General features: G+C 51.3%; 17 protein-coding genes. 10 read left to right on the plus strand and 7 right to left on the minus strand.

Annotation, left to right across the window (positions count from 1 at the left end; all coding sequences use genetic code 11):
• Positions 1 to 7 precede the first annotated feature (7 nt).
• The 7 genes from BLW59_RS06825 to BLW59_RS06855 form a co-directional block, all read right to left on the minus strand.
• Entirely contained in the window at positions 8 to 3,421 is a 3,414-nt protein-coding gene (locus tag BLW59_RS06825; RefSeq protein WP_074697172.1) for a DEAD/DEAH box helicase family protein, read from the minus strand.
• A 42-nt stretch (positions 3,422 to 3,463) separates the two neighbouring features.
• Positions 3,464 to 4,120, minus strand: coding sequence for an HNH endonuclease (locus tag BLW59_RS06830; protein WP_074697173.1), 657 nt, complete (start codon positions 4,118 to 4,120; stop codon positions 3,464 to 3,466).
• Positions 4,113 to 5,369 (minus strand): AAA family ATPase, encoded by a 1,257-nt coding sequence (locus tag BLW59_RS06835; RefSeq protein WP_074697194.1) that lies wholly within the window; start codon positions 5,367 to 5,369, stop codon positions 4,113 to 4,115. Before BLW59_RS06835 ends, BLW59_RS06830 begins: the two co-directional genes overlap by 8 nt.
• Positions 5,370 to 5,389: 20 nt before the next feature.
• A complete protein-coding gene (locus tag BLW59_RS06840; RefSeq protein WP_074697174.1) occupies positions 5,390 to 6,526 on the minus strand; it encodes a restriction endonuclease subunit S in 1,137 nt (378 codons plus the stop codon).
• Complete coding sequence (locus BLW59_RS06845) at positions 6,526 to 7,980, minus strand: type I restriction-modification system subunit M (RefSeq protein ID WP_074697175.1); 1,455 nt, start codon at positions 7,978 to 7,980, stop codon at positions 6,526 to 6,528. Before BLW59_RS06845 ends, BLW59_RS06840 begins: the two co-directional genes overlap by 1 nt.
• Before the next feature lie 216 nt (positions 7,981 to 8,196).
• Entirely contained in the window at positions 8,197 to 9,453 is a 1,257-nt protein-coding gene (locus tag BLW59_RS06850) for an ATP-binding protein (protein ID WP_074697176.1), read from the minus strand.
• A gap of 13 nt (positions 9,454 to 9,466) precedes the next feature.
• Positions 9,467 to 10,681 carry a nucleotidyltransferase family protein gene (locus BLW59_RS06855; protein WP_318258402.1) on the minus strand — a complete coding sequence of 405 codons (1,215 nt, stop codon included), beginning with the start codon at positions 10,679 to 10,681 and terminating at the stop codon, positions 9,467 to 9,469.
• 142 nt (positions 10,682 to 10,823) lie between these two features.
• Between BLW59_RS06855 and BLW59_RS06860 the strand changes: the two genes are divergently transcribed.
• The 10 genes from BLW59_RS06860 to BLW59_RS17080 form a co-directional block, all read left to right on the plus strand.
• Positions 10,824 to 11,867, plus strand: coding sequence for a DUF2939 domain-containing protein (locus BLW59_RS06860; RefSeq protein ID WP_139283576.1), 1,044 nt, complete (start codon positions 10,824 to 10,826; stop codon positions 11,865 to 11,867).
• A gap of 32 nt (positions 11,868 to 11,899) precedes the next feature.
• Positions 11,900 to 12,769, plus strand: coding sequence for an NYN domain-containing protein (locus BLW59_RS06865; RefSeq protein WP_074697179.1), 870 nt, complete (start codon positions 11,900 to 11,902; stop codon positions 12,767 to 12,769).
• Between the two features lie 9 nt (positions 12,770 to 12,778).
• Entirely contained in the window at positions 12,779 to 13,201 is a 423-nt protein-coding gene (locus BLW59_RS06870) for a DUF3783 domain-containing protein (protein ID WP_029540521.1), read from the plus strand.
• Positions 13,202 to 13,207: 6 nt separating this feature from the next.
• Complete coding sequence (locus BLW59_RS06875) at positions 13,208 to 14,068, plus strand: hypothetical protein (protein ID WP_074697180.1); 861 nt, start codon at positions 13,208 to 13,210, stop codon at positions 14,066 to 14,068.
• Positions 14,069 to 14,127: 59 nt separating this feature from the next.
• Entirely contained in the window at positions 14,128 to 15,045 is a 918-nt protein-coding gene (locus BLW59_RS06880; RefSeq protein ID WP_139283577.1) for a MetQ/NlpA family ABC transporter substrate-binding protein, read from the plus strand.
• Between the two features lie 9 nt (positions 15,046 to 15,054).
• Positions 15,055 to 15,828 carry an ABC transporter ATP-binding protein gene (locus BLW59_RS06885; RefSeq protein ID WP_074697182.1) on the plus strand — a complete coding sequence of 258 codons (774 nt, stop codon included), beginning with the start codon at positions 15,055 to 15,057 and terminating at the stop codon, positions 15,826 to 15,828.
• Positions 15,825 to 16,577, plus strand: coding sequence for an ABC transporter permease (locus BLW59_RS06890; protein ID WP_081348425.1), 753 nt, complete (start codon positions 15,825 to 15,827; stop codon positions 16,575 to 16,577). Before BLW59_RS06885 ends, BLW59_RS06890 begins: the two co-directional genes overlap by 4 nt.
• Before the next feature lie 190 nt (positions 16,578 to 16,767).
• Positions 16,768 to 18,732, plus strand: a complete 1,965-nt coding sequence (htpG, locus tag BLW59_RS06895; RefSeq protein WP_074697183.1) for a molecular chaperone HtpG — start codon at positions 16,768 to 16,770, stop codon at positions 18,730 to 18,732.
• Positions 18,733 to 18,928: 196 nt separating this feature from the next.
• On the plus strand, positions 18,929 to 19,117 hold the full coding sequence (locus BLW59_RS06900; protein ID WP_175463372.1) for a Nif11 family protein: 189 nt from the start codon (positions 18,929 to 18,931) through the stop codon (positions 19,115 to 19,117).
• Positions 19,118 to 19,514: 397 nt separating this feature from the next.
• A partial coding sequence (locus BLW59_RS17080) for a YDG domain-containing protein (protein ID WP_139283578.1) occupies positions 19,515 to 23,098 on the plus strand: 3,584 nt, incomplete at its 3' end.

Raw genomic sequence — 23,098 nt, forward strand, 5'->3', positions numbered from 1 at the left:
CTTTCGTTTACGCAATCTCAGTACCGTTATTTGTAACTTCCTTAACCTTGGCGAATATGTGGTTCACCTCATCAAGGTGCCCTTTGAACAGCTGTGCCACATTATTCAGCCCTGCAAAGGCAGGTTTCTTGACATCCTGGGGCAGCATTTCCCCGTTTTTGGCCAGATAGTCGATGATGCGCTTCACGAAATCAATCTGCCTTAGGTTCAGCCTGTTCTCTTGCAAGAATTCTGCGAAGACTTCCTCCAGGGCGGCTCTGTCCATGCCTACTGTTTTGCGCACCATCAGTCCCACGGGACGTTCGCCGTAAAGGTGGCGGTAATCTTCCTGAGTGCCCAAGTCCTCCCAGAGAACCCTTTCCAGTTCACGCAGGTCGGTGGCAGTGAGGCGCTTATTGGTACGGAGCTTGTGGACAGCGATATTGTCCCTGTGCTCCAAGAGATAGCGCTCCACTTTCTTCTTGTAGGTTTCCGAGGTCTGCTGGGGCATGACTGTATGGGGCTCGTTGACAGTAAGCATATGGTCGGTGAAATCTGTATAGTAGATTTTGGTGTTTTCGGTCTCAAGGAATTTCAGCAGTCCGCGCAGTTCTGTGCGGACTTTTTCGATGCCCGCCAGAGTCACGTTATCCCAATACTCAGGATAGCGCACCTGTTGGATGAAGGGCTGCTTTTCCTTGATTTGGGGAATGGTCAGCAGGTGAGGTGAACTAAGTTTATCTGCCGTTTCTTCCACCTGCTGGGCCTTGGCGCCTATATCCTTGCCAAGCAGATAGTCATACATCATGCCGTAAATTTTCTGGTCAAAGAATCTGGCCATAACCTCTTCATCCTGACCGGGGATGATGGGGGAGATATGCTTTTCAATCTCTGCCACATCATCTGCCGTGAAATTCGCCCAGGTGAGCATGTTGCGGTACTTCTCTACCTGCTGTCGGTTCTGCATCACACGGAAGCTATTATCATCTAGGGCAACTATAGCGCCGTGCAATTCTTTGAAAAGCGTTTGGGCAAAGGCTTGGCGTTCAGTATCCTTGTCCTTGTAAAGCAGCAGGTAAAGATTGGCTTGCAAATTGAAGATGCGTTCGGTCAGCGAAGGCTGGTTCTTGCTTTCTTTCAGCTTGTTCCCTTGCAGGCTGAAAAACTCAAAATTCCCGCCGTAGTCGAAGATATAGAAATTTTTCTTGTCCAGCCCAGGCCCGAAAAGCCCGGCGCAAAGCCGGGTGCCACGGCCTATCATCTGCCAGAATTTGCTGTATGAGCGTACCATCTTGAAGAAGACAAGATTCAGTATCTCCGGCACATCAATGCCCGTATCCAGCATATCCACGGAAACAGCAATCTGGGGGTGTTTGCCGGGTGTGCGGAAGTCATCGATGATCTGCTCATGGTAATCTATGCTGCCGTCCACCTGCTGGATGAAATCATCACCCAGTTCGGGATACATTTCATGGAAAATATCCACGATGAATCTGGCGTGTTTCCTGTTCTTGGCAAAGATGATGGTCTTGCCCAGTTTATCGCCACCCTCTACATAGTGGCCAAGGTTCATCAGGTCCTGAATGACCATCTGCACCGTCTGGCGGTTGAAGACGTAACTGTTGAAAGCCGTATTCTCGATATCCGGGGCATTGTCCCCCGCCAGGCCGAAGACTTCCTCATAGTGGGCCTTGTCTTCTTCGCTGAGGTCTTTGTAATGCAGTCCTTTCTGCAAAAGCTCTGTGGTGCGCTCGAACTGCTGATAGGGGACGAGATAGCCCTGCTCCACCGCCTCGTCATATTGATAGGCAAAGGTGGGATTGCCGTCCTCTAACTCGAATTGGCGGTAGGTGTTCTTGTCCACCTCGTTCTTGGGGGTGGCGGTCAGCCCCAGCAGCATGGCATCGAAATAGCGGAAGATGGCCTGATATCGCTGATAAATGCTGCGGTGGCTCTCGTCGATGATGATGAGGTCAAAGGTGCCAGGGGAGAAGAAGCGGCGCCCTTCAGGATTTTTGGCCGTATCTATGGCATTCATCATGGTGGGGTAGGTGGAAAAGATAATCCGGGCCGTGGCAGCATCATCCCTGCTGTCCATAAGGTTGGCCATGGGGATTTCATTGCTGAAGAAATCCATGAAACTGCGCTTGGCCTGTTTCACTAGAGCGGTGCGGTCAGCCAGGAAAAGTATGCGTTTCACCCAGCCACCGCGGAAAAGCACATCGGAGAGACTGATAGCAACACGGGTCTTGCCTGTGCCTGTGGCCTGGACAATCAGAGCTTTGCGGCGCTTGCGGTCGAAGGATTCCTCTACGGACTTCACGGCTTCAAGCTGATAGGGCCGTCCCGCAATATCATGGTTTGGTTCGATCTCGGCGAGGGGCTGCTGCTGCCCGCGTCTGTCCATGCGCATCTGCAGATCATCCTGGGTGAGGAAGCCGGACACCTCCCGGCGGGGATAGCCGGAAGCCTCATCCAGAAACAGGGTGCGCAGTCCGTTGGTCATAAAGACAAAGGGGCGGCGGCTATACTTTTCTTCATAAAGCTTGGCATACAGCGACGCTTGTTTGGCACCCTTCTCGGGGTCAAGGCTGGTGCGCTTGGCTTCCACGATAGCCAGAGGCTTCCCATCCCGCCCGTACAGAACGTAATCAGTAAAGCCGGTATGTGAGACATTGGGCATACCAGAGATTTCTTCCTCGATGCGGCAATTTTCCCCTATGATCCAGCCTGCAGCTTCCAAGTCGAAATCTATATAGCGCTTACGGGTCTCGGCTTCCGTAATGGGATTGATATGGAAACTACCTTGGGCTTGTCGTTCCTGCCGCAGGCGGGTGAGTTCCTGTTGCAGCGCTTCATGCTGCTTCCGTATCTCGTCCAGTTCCCGGTTCTTATCCTCTAGCTCATGCTGCTTTTGGGACAGGGCTGCGTCTTTCTTTTCAATCTCTGCTGCTTGTTTCTGGAGTTCTTTCTGGCTGAGGGGAGTTTTCTCCTGAGCAGAGGGCAGCAGGCTCTCGTCAAAGACCATTTCTCCCTGTATGGAGGTGTAGCAGTAAGCCATCCAGCTGAGAAATTCAAAGAGAATCCTCAGGGAGAGCACCCCGTCCCGGAAGGAGAGAGGTGTTCCGCCATGGGCAGCCCTGTTACCGAAAAGCCGCAGCTGGTCCAGCATGTGAAGAAGCCTGCTATCTCCAACCACCTCGGCAAAGCCCCTGTCCTTCAGCAAAGAGAAAAGCTCCCTGTCCTTGCCTGCCTTACAAGGGTCGCTGATATCCATGCCCTCGGCCCCATAGACCCACTTGATGGAGAGCTCCATAGCCGACCGCCCAAAGATAGCCGCTACTTCCGGGGCTACAGCCAGCCCCTGCTCGGCCTTCTTTGCTCGTTCAGCTATGTGTTCCCAGGCGGGGGTCTGGGAGACAAAATCGAAGTTTGAGACCATGGTGTCATCTCCTTGTCATGTATGTTGATATGGGAGAAGCATCTACAACTGGTTAAATAAATCAGCATAGGTATCTGCGTTATCACGTATATAATCACGCTTGAAGGCAGCAAAGCTGGAACTGGTCTTTAGCATTACCATGATTCTCCTTTTGTGGAAAGCGTTTTGAGGATCTTTCTTATAGGAAGCTAATTCTTTGAAGAAGTTATTCATTTCTATTCTCAAAGCGTTCAATCTATACTTTGAAGCAATGTTGCGCAATGCTGGTGTTTCTTTATTAAAAACTTCATATATCAATTCAGCTGTTCTTTGTGATTCTTCGCTATCATCTATGGCTGATACATATACATTTCCGTCTTTATAAACACTGTGTAAATGTATTTCTGGGTCTTCTTGGCAACAATCTATGATGTGATTTTCATATTTTGCTTGGTTTTTGACTTTGTTACAATGTGCGCAGCTTAAGAACAAGTTAGACCAATCGAATTTCAAATCTAAATACTTACTATTATGGTGTGGGTGTAAATGTTCAACTTCTGGATCAGCGATTCCTTTTATTTCGCAAATATAGCATTTATTGTTGAAATCAAAAAGCAACTGATTTATTACGTCATCACAGCGACAAGAACCATTTGCACCCTTTAATTTCTCCCTAGCCAGCGAGGCTGGTGGTTCTTTGGATTTATTGCATTTAACCATTGGTGGTAGCCTCCCGATTGCTTAATTCTAATTTCATTTTATGATAATCAGCCATTATTTCCATAGCCAAGAAATCGGGGATTTCATCAAGGTAAGCTTCTAAATCAATAATTTCTGCGTAATCATCATCGCTAAGTTGTTTCTTAGAGACCAGTTGCTTATAGCGATTGAATTTATTCACCAGTTCTCTGGAAAGAGTCGATGAATTGAAGTATCCTTCTACTACACCTTCGTATGTTATGTTAGATAGACCTTTATCATTATTGACTAATGTTTTGCTTTCCAAGTCATAAATAACCGCATTATCTATAGAACTTAAAATGAATGGTGAATGTGTTGTTACGATAAACTGAATGTTAGGGAATAGCTCTATAAGAATGGGCAAGATGTCCTTTTGTAATTCTATGTGCAAGTGTGTTTCTATTTCATCAACCATTACGATACCAGGAAGGTCAAAGCTGCTTTTTACTTTTTCTTCCATGCGCATCATTATATCTGTTATGATATCCAATACTGCCGCATAGCCACTTGACATTTCTGCAAAAGAAAATGCTTCGCGATGGGGGATCATAATATGGAATTCATAGGTCTCAAAGTTGAATTCGAGATGGGCGTTTTCATCTTTGAAAATTTTTTGAAGGGTTTTATCGAATCTTTGAAACCATGCGCTTATTTCAGCAGCACGCTCCGGCTTTCCGTTTTTTTCTGCCATGGCTTCTGTTGCTTTGAGATTTAGGATATATTTGACAAAGACATCACCAGGACGGTCAGATATTTTATATTTGGTTTTTATATCGACTTTGCTGATTTGTTTTTCGTTTTGAATTACGTAATTGCGCTCTGCACCGTAGTATGAAATGATAAATTTACCTTCGGCTATTTTTACACGCATTTCATTAAGGTTATTTATTTCTGGTACAAGCCCTTTTTCATAACGACTTAGTTCTTTTTTATACCCCGTTATTTCTTCTTGTTTTGTTATGTCGTTTATGCTTGTTATAGTTTTATTGTCGGTGTTTTTGCTTCTGTTTATAGAGTCACGCCAAAATTTTATTAATTCCTGCATCCGTGCATCTTCAGTATAGATTGATAAATATGCTTTCAATGCTTCAAGTACACTGGTCTTGCCACTGCCATTCTTGCCTGTTAAAATCAAATGTTTGCATTTTTCTTCTGATAAAGGAATGGTTATGTTTTCTAAATGACGTACTTTATCAATTTTTAGGGTCTTAATGAAGTTTTCATTCATAACAATATATCCTTTCATGTTTATCCAAAGTAGTCTTGCATCAGCTTGTCCTTCAAAGTTTGTAGGGTGTCGATGCTTTGCTGGAAGGCCAATTTCGATTTGTCGGTTTGTTTTACAAAGTCGGCGAATTTGTTTTGAAGGTTAACAGGTACTTCCATTATTGGTATAGAATTACATACCGATTTATTCATATATAGCACGGTTGTCTTGGTAGCCATTGCTTCCATATATGCTTTTTGCCAGCTTAATGAGTACATCAAATAGTAAGGATTCACATTTGGGTCACATTGGAATGAGTGTAATTGTTGGTTTATAATCAATTCATTACCTGCAATAGAACATATGCCCAAATTTCCTACACAACTCATTAATACACTATTAGCAGGGACTTTTTTTCTGTTAACTTCTTCTATTTCTTCATCAGTTAAACCTAGAGATTTCTTTGATTTTTTGGTAACACTTAATGGATTTAAGTCATCTATTGTGATCCATGGGGTAGCTCCAGTAAAACTCTTTGGCTTGTCACGCCCTGGAACCATACAATCACACAAATCTATGACAGATTTTACTTCCCATTTCAGGGGGTTAGTTAATGGGTCGCCAAACATCTCTATAAACCGTGATTTGACAAGGGCATCGAGTGTGGTTAATGCTTGTTTGCGATTAGATATTAGTTGTTCTACATAAGTTAATTTGCAAACTATTGCCGACTGCATATCAGGAGGATATAACGGGACTTCAAGCTGCTTCAATATGCCCATATTGATATTATTTTGAGCTACTCCGCGTCCCATATTTGCAACTTTTCTTTTTATTGATTGCAAGTAGTAATACAGATAATCTCTTTTTATTTTGTTGCTGGTTATTGTTAGTCCTGCAATTGCTTGGTTTGTGGCGGCGTCTATATCAAGTATACCAACTTCTCCTAGAGTGGCAAAAATAGTATAGAGAATAGTTCCTGACGGAAATATCTTTGCAGAAGAATTTGATAATCCTTCGTTTGAAATATATTCTTCTGTTTCCGTTATATGCTTTCCTTTTATATCGCTGATTTTTACCCATGGAATGTCAGGACTCTTCCAGTAATTGGTATTTGAGCGTGATGGTGTACCACCAGACTGAATTGTGCATAGCTCATTAAGAGGTGCATATTTCATTATAGCAACCCCCTAAGATTTTCTTTTATTTCCCCGTATTCCATATCCAGCTCGTCCAGTTTCGTCATCAATTCCAACGTGCTCGGATATTCCACCGCCTCATACTCAATATCCTTATACTTATTGATGGACAGATCATATCCATTCTCCCGTATCTCATCCACGGGCACGAAGAAGCTCTTTTCTGTCCTCTTCCTTCCTTCTTCCTGCTCCAGATGCCGGAATCTCTCGATAATATCGGGAATATCGTTTTCCTCAATCTCCTGTCGCTTGTCATCCAGGCTGTAGCCGTCAGCCTGCATATCGTAGAACCAAACCTTGTCGGTGCCGCCAGCGCATGTTTTGGTGAAGAACAGAATAGCCGTGGACACTCCGGCGTATGGTTTGAAGACGCCACTGGGCATGGAGACGACGGCGGTGAGCTTGTTGTTGTCTACCAGTTCTTTTCTGATGGACTGGTGGGCTTTGGAGGAGCCGAAGAGTACGCCGTCGGGGACGATGACGGCGGCGCGGCCGCCCAGTTTCAGGATGCGCAGGAAGAGGGCCAGGAAAAGCAGCTCCGTCTTTTTGGTCTTGGTGACGCGCAACAGGCTTTCTTCCACCGTCTCGTTGTCCAAGGAGCCCTTGAAGGGGGGATTAGCCAGTACCAGTGTGTAGCTGTCTTTGTCGTAGTTGTTCTTGGAGAGACTGTCCTTGTAGTCTATGCGGGGATAATGCACTCCGTGGAGCATCATGTTCATGGTGCCGATTCTCAGCATGGTGGGGTCGGTGTCGAAGCCGTGGAACATGGTGCTGGAAAAATGTGCTGCCTGTTCATCGTCCAGCAGCATATCGCTGTGGTTCTTGCGGATAAATTCTTCCGCTGCCACTAAAAATCCTGCTGTGCCCATGGCGGGGTCTACGATGGTGTCGCTGGGCTGGGGAGCGGCCATTTCTACCATCATCTTGATGATATGTCTCGGTGTGCGGAACTGGCCGTTGATTTTGGAGGAGGCCAGTTTGGACAGCATATACTCATAGAGGTCGCCTTTGCTGTCTTCTTCGTCCAGTTCCAGTTTGTCGATGCCCTCGATGATTTTCGCCAGTTTGTCCGGGGCGGAAATCTGGAAGGTGGCATCCTTCATGAAGCGGGTGTAGGAGGCATTATCATCGGGGTGGAGATTCTTGATGAAGGGGAAGATTTCCTCCGACAGCAGTTGGAATTGCACCGCCGGGGCCAGGTTCTTGAATTTGCTCCAGCGGTAGTTCTGTTGGTCAGGGCCAAAGATTTTCTCCTCGTCCTCAAAGCCCAGCAGGGCGGCGTTGGCTTCGTTTTCTGTCTCTATATCGTCCAGCTGCTTGATGAACAGCAGGTAGGTGAACTGCTCAATGACCAGCAGGGGATTGGTGAGGCCTCCGGTCCAGAAGGTGTCCCAGATCTGGTCTACTTTGTTTCTCTCTTCGCCGACTAGCATATTTGTTTCCTCCAGTGTTGTATTTTAGCCTTCCCTGTGAGGGGGAGAGTAAGCGCGGGAGTCCGGAGGACTCCTTGGACAGGTGACAGTCCAAAGGTCTGATGGATGAGGTGCCACTGAACTAATTACGGCGCCTAACCGTGTAAACGTCTCACCTCATCCGCCCCTACGGGGCACCTTCCCCTCAAGGGGAAGGCTTTTTGGGGGGCTGTTATGTCAGTTCTTTCCTAAGTAGTGCCGCACGAACTGTTCTGCCGTCCTGCCGCTTCTGCCGCTGTGGGCCATTTCCCAGCGGAGGCCTTCGATGCGCAGGTCTTCGCCGGTGAGTTCGATGCCTTGCTTTTTAAGCATGTGAGAAATAATGGCCAGATACTCCTCCTGATTGGGGGCGTAATACTGAATGACCAGGCCGAAGCGGTCGGACAGGGAGATGGTTTCGTTCATGCTGTCGTTCTTGTAGAGCTCGTCCTGTTCGCTCAGGCGGTCGCGCCAGCTTTCCCGAATCAGGTGGCGGCGGTTGGAGGTGGCGTAGATGAGAACATTTTCCGGTCTGGCCTCTACGCCGCCCTCGATGGCGGATTTCAGGGACTTGTATTCGGTGTCTGATTCCTCGAAGGAAAGGTCGTCCAGGAAGATGATGAAGCGCTTGCTGGCAAAGCCCCGCAGGGTCTCCATCAGCTCTGGCAGGGAGGGCAGCTGGCTCTTGGTGAGCTGCACCAGCCGCAGGCCCTGGCTGTAGTATTCGTTGGCCAGGGCTTTGACAGCAGAGGATTTGCCTGTGCCCCGGGCCCCCACCAGCAGACAGTTGTTGGCAGGGCGGCCTGCCACGAAGGCTTCCGTGTTGCCGGTGAGCAGTTCTTTCTGGTGGGCGTAGCCAATCAGGTCTGAGAGGCGCTGGGCCTCGAAATGGCGGATGCCGGCCAGCCGGTGCTCCTTTTTGTCCCAGCGGAAGGCCCGGTAGGTGGCAATCTCCCCGTAGCCGTAGCAGCGGTAGTAGGTGAGCAGGGCGATGGCATAGTCCTTGGCCTCGTGGGCGTCCTTGGTCAGTTCCTGCAGGGCGGCAGAGGCTTCGCTGGCCACAGCCCTGGTTGGCGTGTACTCGTCCAGCAGGGGCAGGGCCAGGAAGGTGCTGGCAGGCAGTTCCAGCAGAGGCAGGAGGATCTCCAGGTCATGGATAAAGGCCTTCAGCAGGCTGCCGCCTATCTGTCCTTCCTTGGCGAATTCTTCCACCGCCTGGGCTGCCAGATTCTTCTCATGCACCAGCAGGTAGAGCAGGTAGGTGCGCAGCAGGCTGCCCCCCATCCCCTGTGTTTCTGCCAGCTGGATGAGCCTGGCAGCACAGCTGGCAGCTTCCCGGCGGAATTCCTCCGGGGTGTCGGCAGGCTGGGCTATATGGCTGATCACTTCATCGTTCAGGAGATTGCGGCAGATAATGAGTTCATTCAGGTCGAGGTCATGTGCATCAAAGGACATGGTAAGTCTCCTTTCAGTCGATAAAAAGGGGTGAACGATTGAAATCATTCACTTGACGGGGACGGGGCAAGGTTAGTTCCCTGAGTTCCGTGGCCCAGGTGTCGAAGGACAGCATCTGCTGCAGGGGAGAAAGCTCCTGCAGATTTTTTTTGCGGGTGGTGCTGTTCAGGAATTGGGAGGTCTTGGCAATAAGGGGCAGGGAACTTTGCTGCTTGATCTCTTTCAACAATTCCTTCCCGCGAGGTCCTGCTGCCAACAAGCGGGCGTAAAGGGGGCCTGTTTTATCAAAGGCTGCAGCAGTTTCCCTGGCAAGGCTCAGCAGCAGGTGTATTGCCAGCCGTTGCAGCCTGGTGGCGGGATAGCGGCGACTGACTGCTTTTTTTATGAATTCTTCATAGCAGTGGGCAGTGGCCGCTTCCCGCAGGCGGTTTTCCAGTCCCTCGTCCATGCCGCAGATGTTTTTCAGCTCCCCGTCACTTTGCCGCAAAAGGGCAAGCTGCAGGGCGGGATAGAGCTTTGCCATGTTGGGCAGCTCTTCTTTGACAATTTCCATCAGTTTCTGAGCAGTGGCAGGAGGGGCGGAGGACTCTGCTGTGGCTCTCTCCAGCCTCCCTTCGTAAAGAGCTCTGCGCAGGGCGGAGGCACTTGGCAGGGGGACTTGCAGATCTTCACTGTGATAAGCTGCTCCCCGACGCTGGATCAGCAGGGGGGAGAGGGTGTGATAATCCTTCAAGGCCCGCAGGTATTCAAGAGCCAGGATGTTATTGGGCTCCCTGATGAAATCTCCTGTGCCTTCCTGCCCCAGCAAGACTTCCAGCGCAGCTGCGTAGGCCAGTCCTTCTTTGATTTTGGCATGAAGCTGTTGTTGGAAGGAGGGCGTGTCTATGCTCCCGGCGGCTTTCACCAGCAGTTCAAGCCTGCCGGTTTCTGCGCCGAAGGCAAGGGTGTCAACTATGCCAAGCCCTGCCAAAAGCTGCACGCCGCCTCTGGCAAAGTCCTGGGCGCTGCGGCAGGCGAAGGCAAAGGGCAGTTCCAGCACCAGGTCGCAGCCTCCCTTCACCGCCAGCTCTGCCCGCTCCCATTTGTCCAGCAGGGCAGGCTCTCCCCGTTGGGTGAAGCTGCCGCTGATGACGGCGATGATTCCTGCATCGGGGCAGCGCTTTCTTATTTCATTTAATTGATAGGCATGGCCCAGGTGGAAGGGGTTATATTCAGCGATAATGCCCACATTTTGCAAGGAAAAGCCACCTTTCTTGTTTTTCCTTAGTTTAGCAGATAAAACCTTGCTAACACAACCTTGAGATTTATCAGTATTATGCTATACTAGAACATACGTGGACTTATGTTCTCTATTTGGGAGGGATACCGCCGTGGGACGTTCATTGCGGATGAAATTATATTTGCTGCTTGCGGTGCTTGTACTGTTGGCAATGGGCAGTGGTTATTGGTATTTTCAGGTCTATACCAAGACGCCTGATTACGCTCTGCAGAAGATAGAGCGGGCATTGGAGGAGCATGACCAGAAGACTTTTGAGCGCTATGTGGATATGGATGCTCTGCTGGACAAGTCTTACGATGACCTGATGGAAGGCTTGATGGATGCGGAGCAGCCTTTGTCCACTGAGGCCAAGTTTACCGTGGGCAACTTCACCCAAATGCTCAAGGCTCCTCTTATCACCAGCTTCAAGCAGGCGGTGGAGCAGTATGTGAATACTGGTTCCTGGACCCAGGAGTCCAAGGAAAGCAGCCAGGGCTTTGAGGCGGCTCAGGTACTGGAAAAGTCAGGCATTTGCGAGTCCAGCTTCCGCAAGGTGGACAGCATGGCCAAGGACAAAGAGGCCGGTACTGCCATTGCCAAGGTGCGGATTTTCCAGCAGGAGGCCAATGAGGAATTCGTGCTGGATGTGCAGTTCACTGAACAGCCGGACGGCACCTGGCGGATAACGGAAATAAACAATTTCCATGAATTCGTGATGTTCCTTACCAAGGCCCGCCGCGCCCAGCTTATCCAGTATGCGGACACCACGGCAGAGATTATCTCACGCCATGATGCTGCCATGATGCAGGCCCAGGAGCAGTTCAACAATCTGCTCTCCCGCGGTACCTTGGGCAGTGATGAGACCCGCAAGGCCTTGAAGAATTTCATGGAAGGCACTATCAAGGCAGACTGGCAGCAGCGCAAGACCGAGCTGGAAGCCGTGACTGTACCTGCAGCAGCCCAGACTTTGCATCACCTGCGGCTGAGAATCTGCGATCTGCACATTGCCTATGCTGCAGGCTATGCCGCCTGGATGACGGACAAGAAGGCCACCACCATCAGGGAGGCTGACCGCCAGCTGAAGCAGGCCAAGACCCTGGAGCAGGAGGAGAAATTCCTGGCACGCCGGGTAGGTGCTCCTGCAGAAGGGGAATAAGGGAAAATACTTTGGGATAAAGGAATAACGACATGACATTGGAGTCAAGCAACGATACAGTTGCCATATTATATGATATAGAAAATTCACCCTTTGAGATGCTTAATTTCACTCTGGAAAAAGCGGAGCGTTACCAGCCCTGCCGCATCATTGTGGTGTCCGACTGGGATGCCCGCCCGGAGCAGAAGCGCTGGGAGAAGCTGATGCGCCGCCCGGGCTTCACCTTCAGGCAGATCAGCAGGACTTTCTTCGGCAAGAATTCACTGGATTCTGCCCTGCATGATTCTGCCCAGATTCTCTATCAGGAAGGAGTGCGGAAGTTCTTCATCGTCACTACGGACACGGACTTCGTGCACATAGCTGAGGCTTTGAATGCAGATACCCCTTCCTATATCATCGGCGTAGGCACCAAGCAGGCCAGCGAGAGTCTTAGGAGTGCCTACAATGAGTTTTTTGTCTATCCTCCGGAGGAAGATGTGAAGAACAAGAAGAATCAGGGGACAGCAGAGCCTGTCCAGGAAAAGGCCAAGGGCAAGAAAGTGCAGGAAAAGCCTGACAAGGGCAAAGCTGCCAAGGAGCAGCCCAAGGCTGCCAAGGAAAAGCCCGGCAAGGAAAAGGCACCTAAGGACAAGAGCGTGAAAGAGAAGGCAGCCAAGGAAAAGACCACCAATGACAAGCCTGCCAAGGAAAAAACTGCCAAGGCAGCAGTGACCAAGACGCAGGAAAGCAAGGCTAAGGCAGACACGGCAGCCAAAACTGCTGGCAAGGCAGAGCCGGGCCAGCCTGCCCTTTCCGTGCGCATTCCCAAGAGCCTCAGAAAGGCCTTGGAGGAGCGCTGCCAGGTGGAGGAAGTTACCCTGGATGAGCTGGTGACTTACCTTATCATGCGTGGTTTGCGTTGAGGTGCCGTCATGACGAACAAGAATGAGCAAGTCTTGCTTTACGGTTTCCTGGATATGGGAAAACTGGAGCAGATACAGAAAATCCTCCACCGCATGAATATCAGGACCAAAGTCCTGCCAGAGGAAGCCTGGCGCGAGAAGGTGGGCTACCTTTTGGGAAACAAGGGATTCAAGGCTGCCGTAGCCAGGGACGATGACGGCTTTGTCTTTCCCCATGAGGTCATGGTCATGCAGAATATCCGCAACAAGCGCCTTGACCAGGTCTTGCTTGCCCTCAAGGAGGGCGGTGTGCCCCCGGTGAAGTTCAAGTCCGTGGTGACACCCTTCAACACTCTCTGGACCCTGCGCCGCCTTTGCGAGACCATGCAGAAGGAGCACGCTGCCATGCTGGAGCAGGAGGAGAAAGAAGCTCAAAAGCAGATAAAGGAATAAGCGTTTATGGTAAGAAGCGATAAGAATGATTTGGACAAGACCCAGTACATGAGCCCCCAGGGGAAAAAGAGCCTGGAAGATACTCAGACTCTGCCCCCCATTACCGGGGATACTGAGGAAATACAGCCTCCTTTTCCCAAGGCTGGCAGTCAGCCGGGGGGACGCTATGGAGGAGTGCGGGAGCTTGAGAGCGAGCCGGTCCAGTTTTCGCGCAGGGAAAAACAGGAAAAGTCGAAGGGCTTCATATCTTCCGGCGGCAAGAAATTCATCCTCCTGTTAGCAGGCTTCCTCGTGGCACTGACCCTGGGCTTTGCCTTGGCGGGCTGGACACAGGACCGTTCGGCAGAGAAGGAACAGGAACGCCAGCAGCAGGAGGCGCAGCTCCTGAGCCGTGAGCAGAAGCTGCAGGCGCAGGAAGCTGACCTCAAAGAGGAGCGCGAGCGCCTCACCCGCCAGAAGCAGGCCCTGGAAGCCCACCGTCAGGAGGTGGCGGAGAAATCCGCCCACCTGCAGGGCCGGAATGACCAGCTGACCGAGGAGGCGCAGAAGCCCGGACTGGGCAGGCTCCTTGACCGCATGACCGGCAAGGAGCAGGAGCGCAAGGCAGCCATGGAGGAGAACAACCGCCAGAGTGCCCAGCTGGATGATGAAGCGGCCGCTGTGAAGCAGTCCATTGCCCAGGCTCAGTCCATGCTGGAGGAGCTGGACCAGAGGATTGACGATGTGCAGGCCATGAAACGGGAGGCCGAGGGGCTGCGCAGCAAGGTGGAAAGCGCCTACGAGGAGAACCGGGGCACCGTTGACCAGGTGATTTATTACGTGCAGCAGGGGGCGGATATGCTTCAGAAGCTGCTCGGTGATAGATAAATAAAAATTTGAAGGTGAAGATGTTGAAGAAAAATTGGTTCAAGTTAGCAGCAATTGTTATGTCTATGGCATTGTTCCTTGCTGGTTGCGGCCAGCAGGGAAGCGAGAAGAAGGAAGCGAAGGAATTGAAGCCGCTGGCTGTCGGCCTGATGCCGGATACGGATTCCCTGCCCTTCATCATTGCCCGTGAGAAAGGCTATTTTGACGAGGAAGGCCTCAAGGTGGATATCCAGCAGTACAAGAGCGCCATGGACCGTGATTCTGCTCTCCAGAGCGGCAACCTGGACGGTGCCGTTTCCGATATGCTGGCGGTGGCCTTTGCCAAGTCTGGCGGCTTTGATGTGAAGGTCACCTCCTTCACCGATGGCAGCTACAAGCTCATTGCAAGCTCCAGCGAGCCTGCCCAGAGCGTGAAGGAACTGGCTGGCAAGGATGTGTCTGTTTCCCGCAATACCATCATCGAATATGTCACTGACCAGATCCTGGCCAAAGAGGGCATGGACGGGGAAAGCATCAACAAGGTCATCATTCCCCAGATTCCCACCCGTCTGGAAATGCTCCAGAACGGCAAGCTCTCTGCAGCTACCCTGCCTGAGCCCATGGCCAGCATTGCCGTGCACAACGGCTGCCGCCTGATCACCGGCTCTGATGATCTGGGCATCAACCCCGGTGTCATCATGTTCACCGGCGAGGCTGTGAAGGACAAGAGCGACGAAATCAAGGCTCTGTATCGCGCCTACAACAAGGCTGTGGCTTATCTCAACAACACTCCCCGCGAGGAGTACATGGACCTGGTGATTGAAAAGGGCGGTTTCCCGCCGGTGGCCAAGGAAGCTCTCAAGCTGCCCAAGTATCACGAAGCATCCCTGCCCAAGGAGAGCGATGTGGTGGATTGCATCAAGTGGCTCAACGCCAAGAATCTGGTGAAGGACACCTACACTTATAGCGATATTGTGGTGGATTTTTTCAAGAACTGATGTGAAATTATGTCAGCTATAAATATTGACCATTTGACAGTCAGATATAAAAAGAATAGGGAGAACCTGCCGGTTCTGTCAGATGTCAGCCTTACCGTCCCAACTGGGACGGTTTGTGCTGTTATAGGGCCCTCCGGCTGCGGCAAGTCCACCTTGCTGAAGGTGGCGGCAGGGCTTATCAAGAATTATGAAGGCCAGGTGACCGTGGGGGGCAGGCCACTGGACACCCGGAAGATGACCATCGGCTTCATGCCCCAGAGCTACGGCCTTCTGCCCTGGCGTACGGTGGCGGAGAATATCCGTCTGGGGCGGAAGGTCAAGGGGCTCTGGCAGCAGGAGGACGAGAAGAAGCTTGAGGAGCTTGCTTCCAGACTGGGAATTTCTGGTTTGCTTGACCGCTATCCCCGGGAGCTTTCCGGGGGACAGCAGCAGAGGGTGAGTCTGGCCCGTGTGTTCCTCCTGCAGCCGGACATTCTGCTGATGGATGAGCCTTTCTCTGCCCTTGATGCCATCACCCGGGAGGAAATGCAGGATGTGTTCCGGGAGCTGTGGCAGCAGGAATCCATTACTACCATCCTGGTGACTCACTATGTGGAGGAAGCCCTCTATCTGGGGGGGCAGATTGCAGTCATGGGAGAGGATGGGCAGATTGCCGAGCTTTTGGACAATCCCACCGGGGAGACTCCCCTGCGCCGCAGCGATGAGCGCTTCTTCCAGTTGGGGCGGCAGCTCAGGCAAAAGCTGAAGTCCAAGCTTCCTGGCAGGGGAGGTGAGGGCGCATGAACTTCAGAAGAACCCGGGGAGTGCTGCTGGCCTATTTCCTGGGGGCTGTCTTCCTGATTATCCTCTGGCAGGTGCTTGCCCTGCTCATGCACAAGCCCATTGTGCCCCTGCCGGAAAAGGTCTTTGTGCGGCTGGTAAGTGTTTTCGCCGGCGATATTGCCATCCATGCTCTCTACAGCCTTTGGCGCATTGCAGCAGGGCTTTTCATAGCGGTGCTCATCGGCTATCCTTTGGGCTGCCTCATGGGGTATTTCCACAAGGCGGATAAGTACCTGGCTCCGCTGGTGTACCTCACTTATCCGATTCCCAAGATTGCCCTGTTGCCCATCCTGATGCTGTTGGCAGGAGTGGGGGAGATGTCAAAGATCATCATGATCTTCCTCATCATTGTTTTTCAGGTCATCGTGGCGGTGCGTGATGCCATCAAGGCCATCCCGGAGGAGACTTACTATCCCCTGTACTCCCTGGGAGCCAGGTTCCGGCAGATTCTCAGAGAAGTCATTTTCCCTGCTTCCCTGCCGAAGTTCATCACTGCTGTCCGCGTGGCCATGGCCACCGCCATTTCCGTGCTTTTCTTCACGGAAACCTTCGGCACCCAGTATGGCATGGGCTACTACATCATGGATGCCTGGCTGCGGGTGAATTACCTTGATATGTACGCAGGCATCGTGGTGCTGAGCCTCATAGGGCTGTGCCTGTTCGGCATCATTGACATGGTAGAGGCCAGAGCCTGCAGGTGGCAGAAGTAAGCAGGCTCAATTATTCAGCAACAGGAAAATCTCCCTGGACAGGCATGACTGCCTTGCCAGGGAGATTTTTTGACTTATTGACTTTTAGCCGCCATCGTAGTATATTATTATCTGTACGCTGGCACTCATGGTATGAGAGTGCTAACAAACTAGTTAATGATATTTCAAAATAAAGGAAGGTAATTGCAACATGGCTAAAGAAACCCATGAATTCCAAGCGGAAACCAAGAAACTCCTGGATTTGATGATCAACTCCATCTATACCAACCATGAGATTTTCCTGCGGGAGCTGATTTCCAATGCTTCCGATGCCATTGACAAGCTCCATTTCGAGAGCCTCACCAACCGCGACCTGCTGGAAGGGGATGAGGATTACGAGATTTTCCTCATTCCTGATAAAGACAGCCACACCCTGACCATTGCCGACAACGGTCTGGGCATGAACAAGGAAGAGGTCATCACCAATATCGGCACCATTGCCCAGTCCGGCACCAAGGCTTTCCTGGAGCAGATCCAGAAGGCCAAGGAAGCCCAGGGAGAGGGCTCCGAACTGTCCGACAAGGAGCTTATTGGCCAGTTCGGCGTGGGCTTCTACTCTGCTTTCATGGTGGCAGAGAAGGTCACCATCATCACCCGCAAGGCTGGCGAGACTCAGGGCTGGCGCTGGGAGTCCACTGCTGATGGCAATTACACCATCGAGGAGTGCGACAAGGAGAAGCGCGGCACCACCATCACCATCACCCTGAAGAAGGAGTTCTACGGTGATGAGGCCGAGGAGAACTTCACTGAGAACTACAAGCTCCAGAACCTGGTGAAGAAGTATTCCGACTATGTGCGCTACCCCATCAAGATGAGCTTCGAGGTGACTGAGCAGCCCAAGGACGACAAGGGCGAGCCCATCAAGGATGCAGAGCCCATCAAAAAGACGGAAATTCGCACCCTGAACTCCATGAAGCCCCTCTGGACCAAGAGCAAGAGCGAGCTTAAGGACGAGGACTACAATGAGTTCTTCAAGAATCAGTTCCATGAGTGGGAGAACCCCATGGAGGTGTTCCACACCAAGGCTGAGGGTACTGTGGAATACACGGCCCTTCTCTGCATTCCCGCCAAGGCTCCCTTCAACCTCTATCACACGGACTATGAGCCGGGCCTGCAGCTCTACTCCCGCCACGTGTTCATCATGGACAAGTGCAAGGACCTGCTGCCTGACTACCTGCGCTTTATGAAGGGCCTGGTGGATTCTCCCGACCTTTCCCTGAACATCTCCCGCGAGCTCTTGCAGCAGAGCCGTGAGCTCAAGACCATCGGCAAGGCTCTGGAGAAGAATATCCTCAAGTCCCTCAGCAAGAAGCTGGAGAAGCATCGCGAGGACTATGAGAAGTTCTGGAACGAGTACGGCAAGTCCCTGAAGATTGGCGTCTACAACAGCATGTACGGCGGCAGCGACACCATCGACAAGCTGAAGGACCTGCTGCTCTTCATGAGCTCCAAGGAGGGCAAGCTGGTGACTCTCAAGGAGTATGTTGAGCGCATGCCTGAGAGCCAGAAGAAGATTTACTATGCTACTGCCCGCGATAAGGAGACCATCGAGCATCTGCCGCAGATGGAGCTCTTGCGTGACAAGGGCATTGAGGTGCTCTACCTCCTGGACCCCGTGGATGAGTTCGCCATCGAGTCCATCCATCAGTATGACAGCAAGGACTTCCACTCCATCAGCAAGGGTGATCTTGACCTGGATGATGCCGAGTCCCAGGAGGTCAAGAAGGAGACTGAGGAAATCGCCAAGTCCAATGATGACCTGATGAAGGATATCAAGGAAACCCTGGGTGACAAGGTAGCTGATGTGAAGGTTTCCAGCCGCCTGAAGTCCAGCGCCGTGTGCCTGGTGGCAGATGAAGCCGGCCCGTCTCTCTCCATGGAGCAGACCTTTGCGGACATGAACAACCCCATGTTCAAGGCCCGCCGCATCCTGGAGATCAACCCGAAACATGAGCTCTTCACCCGTCTCCAGAGCCTCCATGCCGCAGGCAAGGATACGGAGGACTTCAAGGACTACTGCGACCTGCTCTACACCCAGGCTCTGCTCATCGAAGGCATCCTGCCCGAGAACCCCGTGGAGTTCGCTGGCAAGCTGGCCAAGCTGATGGCTCAGTAAGTATAGAAAAAGTATTATAGCCTTCCCCTCAAAGGGGAAGGCTTTTTTGTGCCAGTCGACAAAACTTGAATAATGACGTTATCAAATGTCATTTGAAAATATTTCAGCCAGGCAGGGAAAGAGGGGGCGGGTAACGAAATGAATAACGAGAATTTTTGGAAAAATGTGCCTTTATGATTTCGGGGAGGATGAGATCATGGCAAAGGAAAATGTAACGAATTTCATTGAGAAGATAGACGCTGATGAGGCGCTGGTCAAGAAGGTCAATGAATTGTTGGCAGATGCAGGAAGTGAGGACGAGATTGCCGAAAAGTTGGCAGCCTTCAGCACAGAGTTGGGCCTTCCCTTCACCGCTGAGGAGTATAAGCAGGAACATCAATGTTGATTCATGTGCAGGCTCATGGCACAGGGGCGTCCGCAAAACGGACAGAGAAAGAGTCGTTCCTTACGGGGGCGGCTCTTTTTTGTTCCCGGGTGTAAAATCTGCTTAACCTCCACGGGAAAAAATTCGATATAAATTTAAAGGACTTTTCCCGTTGCCCGGCGAATTGTAGACAGTACGATTCGCAGAAAGGAGGCCGATTTCCATGACAGCATCTAGCCGCTCTGGTATGATTGGGCCTTCCTTTGTCCATTCGGGGGGGGCAGACGCTTCGCGTCAAGATACATAATAGAAGTCCGCCCTTTGGCAAAAGTCCATAAGTGTAAGATCAGCCCCCTCGGCTAGGCCGGGAGGGCTATTTGTCATGCCTGTGGCGTGATGCAAAGAAAGGACGAGCAATATGAAAAGGAAGTCATCCATCACACGGCGTCTCCGGGCTGCGGTCATGGCAGCCCTCATGGCAGGGTGCTTCAGCATTGCCCCGGCGGCCCAGGCATTGCCTGTGGGCGGCATCAGCGACACCGCTGTCATCGCGGTCAATGACAAGGTAATGAATATCACCGGGGCAGAAAACAATCTGATTACCTGGGGGGATTTTTCAATTGGTCAGGGTGAACGAGTGGCATTTGATGCCAATAATTACCTGAATTATGTAACAGGCAGTGGCATTTCCGATATTCTGGGCACCATGACAGGAGGCGGCACAATCTATCTTGTCAATCCCAACGGCATCCATATCGGGGTTGGGGCAGTTATTGATGTGGGCACCCTGCATCTTTCCACTGCCGACCTGAGCGGCAGCCTGCAGGATTATAATACCGCATTGGGAGCATTGAATAATGCTGTCACTTTTTCTGGAGACATCGTGAATAAAGGCAATCTGAACGCTGCCCAGACCATCACCGTGGAAGGGAAGAATATTACCTTCAAGAATGTGGCAGATGTTACTAAGGGCGCTGAATTTAGTGATGGGAAGCTGACTGGAGGCGAGAGAAATACCGACGTTATCTTGAAGGCAAAGGGCGGGGAAATTCATCTTGGCTCTGTTGATGGCTCATCTTCCGGCTATAAAGTCTCAGGGGCAGAGGAAGTGGATTATAGGCTGGTCAAAAATGCTGATGAACTGCAGGCTATGAAAGATGGCCTTGCTGGCAATTATATGCTGAACAACGACATTTCGATGGATGCTGTAGAAGGCTTTACCCCTATCGGCGATGAGACCACGCCTTTTTCTGGCCATTTTGATGGACTGGGCTATGAGATAAAAAATCTTGTGATTTACAACGCTTCCGTAGATTATGCTGGAATTTTTGGCAAGAATACCGGTGTGATTGAAAATGTAGGCAGGGCTGGAGGTTATACATCTTGTGCGAACAAAAAAGAAGATGGCTATAATACCATCTGGGATCCCTGTATAATTGGTGGTATTGTTGGCTATAATGCAGGCGGTACGGTACGAAACGTTTACAACACGAGCCAGGTATCGGCCGATATGGGCTCAGGAAGTAGGACTGGCGGCATCGCAGGAAAGAACAGTGGTACGGTGGAAAACGCCTACAACACGGGCTTTATTAGCGGGTCTGGTAGTGCTGGCGGCATCGTGGGCGAAAACAGTGGTACGGTGAAAAATACTTACAATACAGCTATGGTACGTCTAGGAGATCCAAATGCTAGAACTGCCGGTATCGTGGGGATAAATACTGATACTGGTAAGGTAATAAATACTTACAACTTGGGTAGGATAGCTCCGTCGCAGCAAGCCGCATATGCAAATAGTGGCGACATTGTGGGAGAGAACAGTGGCGAGGTAACACATTCCTTTTATGCTACTACTGATGAAAGTGGTGGGACTATCAATGGACTCTTAGAAAATAAAGAGGGGGTTGGCAAAACTCTGGCCGAGATGAAGTCTCTAGCGACATTTGCGGATTGGGGGAATGACATTACATCCGATGGCAGAAGCAAAACTGCCACTTGGCGCATTTACGAAGGAACGACCACGCCCCTGCTTACCGCTTTTATGACGCCCCTTGATTTATCCGGCTATAGCGTGACCTATGACGGCAATGAGCATGGTCTGGTGCCCAGCCATGCAGATACGAGCCTGCTTGTGGGCTATACCGATGCTCTGGCGGTTAAATATACCGATGCCGGGAAATACGAATATGACACCTCCCGCCTTTACTCTACCCAGCAGGGTTACAATATCATAACGACAACGGATAACAAGGCCTATGTGGAAATTTTATCGAAACTTGTGACACTGGATATAGACTTTGATACCATCAAAAAAGAGTACGATGGCACAACCGATGCCACGATTACCCAGACGGTGTTCAACCTGACGGGCGTTAACGATGCGGATAAGGACAAGGTAGCCGTCACCACGGACAATCCGGCGGCAGTTTTTGACAATCCCAATGTGGGCGCAGACCATGTGGTTACTTATACTGGCTTTGGCCTTGCTGGAGACTTGGCGGGCAACTATCAGCTGAAGAATACCCTCACGGGCGCAGGTGAAATCTACGCCAAGGCTCTTACCCTCGACAATGTCACCAAAGTTTATGATGGTAATGCCAATGCGTTCATAACCATGGACAATCTGGTCGGCATCCTTGATCAGGATAAAGCCGCCCTGAGTCTAAGTTCTGCCGCCACGGCTGCCTATAATAACAAGAACGTGGGAACGGGCAAAGCGGTTAATTATAGTGGTTTGACCCTTAGCGGGGAGAAGGCTGGGAACTATTCTCTGACTCAGACAGGGAGCATAAATAACGCCAGCATTACAGCCCGAGAAATCACCGCCAGCGCAGTTGAACTTGCCAACAAGACCTATGACGGCAAAGCAGGTGCAGCCAATATCGCTGTCACTCTTGCCAATACGGTAGAGGGGGACAACATCACCGCCACCGCCAGCGGCAGCTATGCAGACAAGAATGTTGGCACGGACAAGGCCGTGACCTACAATAGCTTCACCCTGAGCGGAGAGGACAAGGACAACTATAACCTGACCACTGCCAGCTACACGGGCAAAGGCAGTATCACTGCCCGCGATATCACCGCCACCGTGGCTGACCTTGACGCCAAGACCTACGATGGCGAAACGGACGTAACCAACGTAACTGCTACCCTGACCAACACCATAGAAGGTGACGCTATCAGTGCCACCGCCAGCGGCAGCTATGCAGACAAGAATGTGGGCACGGATAAGGCCGTGAACTACAATAGCTTCACCCTGAGCGGAGAAGATAAGGGCAACTATAACTTGACCACTGCCAGCTACACGGGCAAGGGAAGTATCACCGCCCGCGATATCACCGCTACCGTGGCTGACCTTGACGCTAAGACCTACGATGGCAAGACGGAAGTAGCCAATGTCACTGCCACTCTGGCCAACACCATAGAAGGTGACGCTGTCAGTGCCACCGCCAGCGGCAGCTATGCAGACAAGAATGTGGGCACGGACAAGGCCGTGACCTACAATAGCTTCACTCTGAGCGGAGAGGACAAGGACAACTATAACCTGACCACCACCAGCTACACGGGCAAGGGCACTATCAATGCTGCCCCGGTCACTTTTAAGGCCGATGATTACTCCAAGGAATATGATGGGACTACCGCTGCACCGGGGGCCACCTATCAGAAAACCGCCGGGGAAATCTACGGCACGGATTCTTACAGTGGTGGCACCTTAACATTCGATACTCCTGACCCTGGCGAAGGGAAAACCCTGAATCTGAGTAATGTCACTATCAGCGATGGCAACAGCGGCAAAAACTATGCCGTTACCTATCAGCCCAGCAAAAATAGCAAAATAACTTCTGTAACGCCGGAGCCGACCCCGGCACCAGAGCCGACGCCGACGCCAGAGCCGACGCCAACCCCAGAGCCGACTCCAACTCCAGAGCCGACTCCAACCCCAGAGCCGACGCCGACGCCAGAGCCGACTCCAACCCCAGAGCCGACGCCGACGCCAGAGCCGAC

Origin of the sequence: Selenomonas sp. KH1T6, from assembly GCF_900108415.1 — a bacterium.
GTDB lineage: Bacteria > Bacillota > Negativicutes > Selenomonadales > Selenomonadaceae > Selenomonas_B > Selenomonas_B ruminantium_A.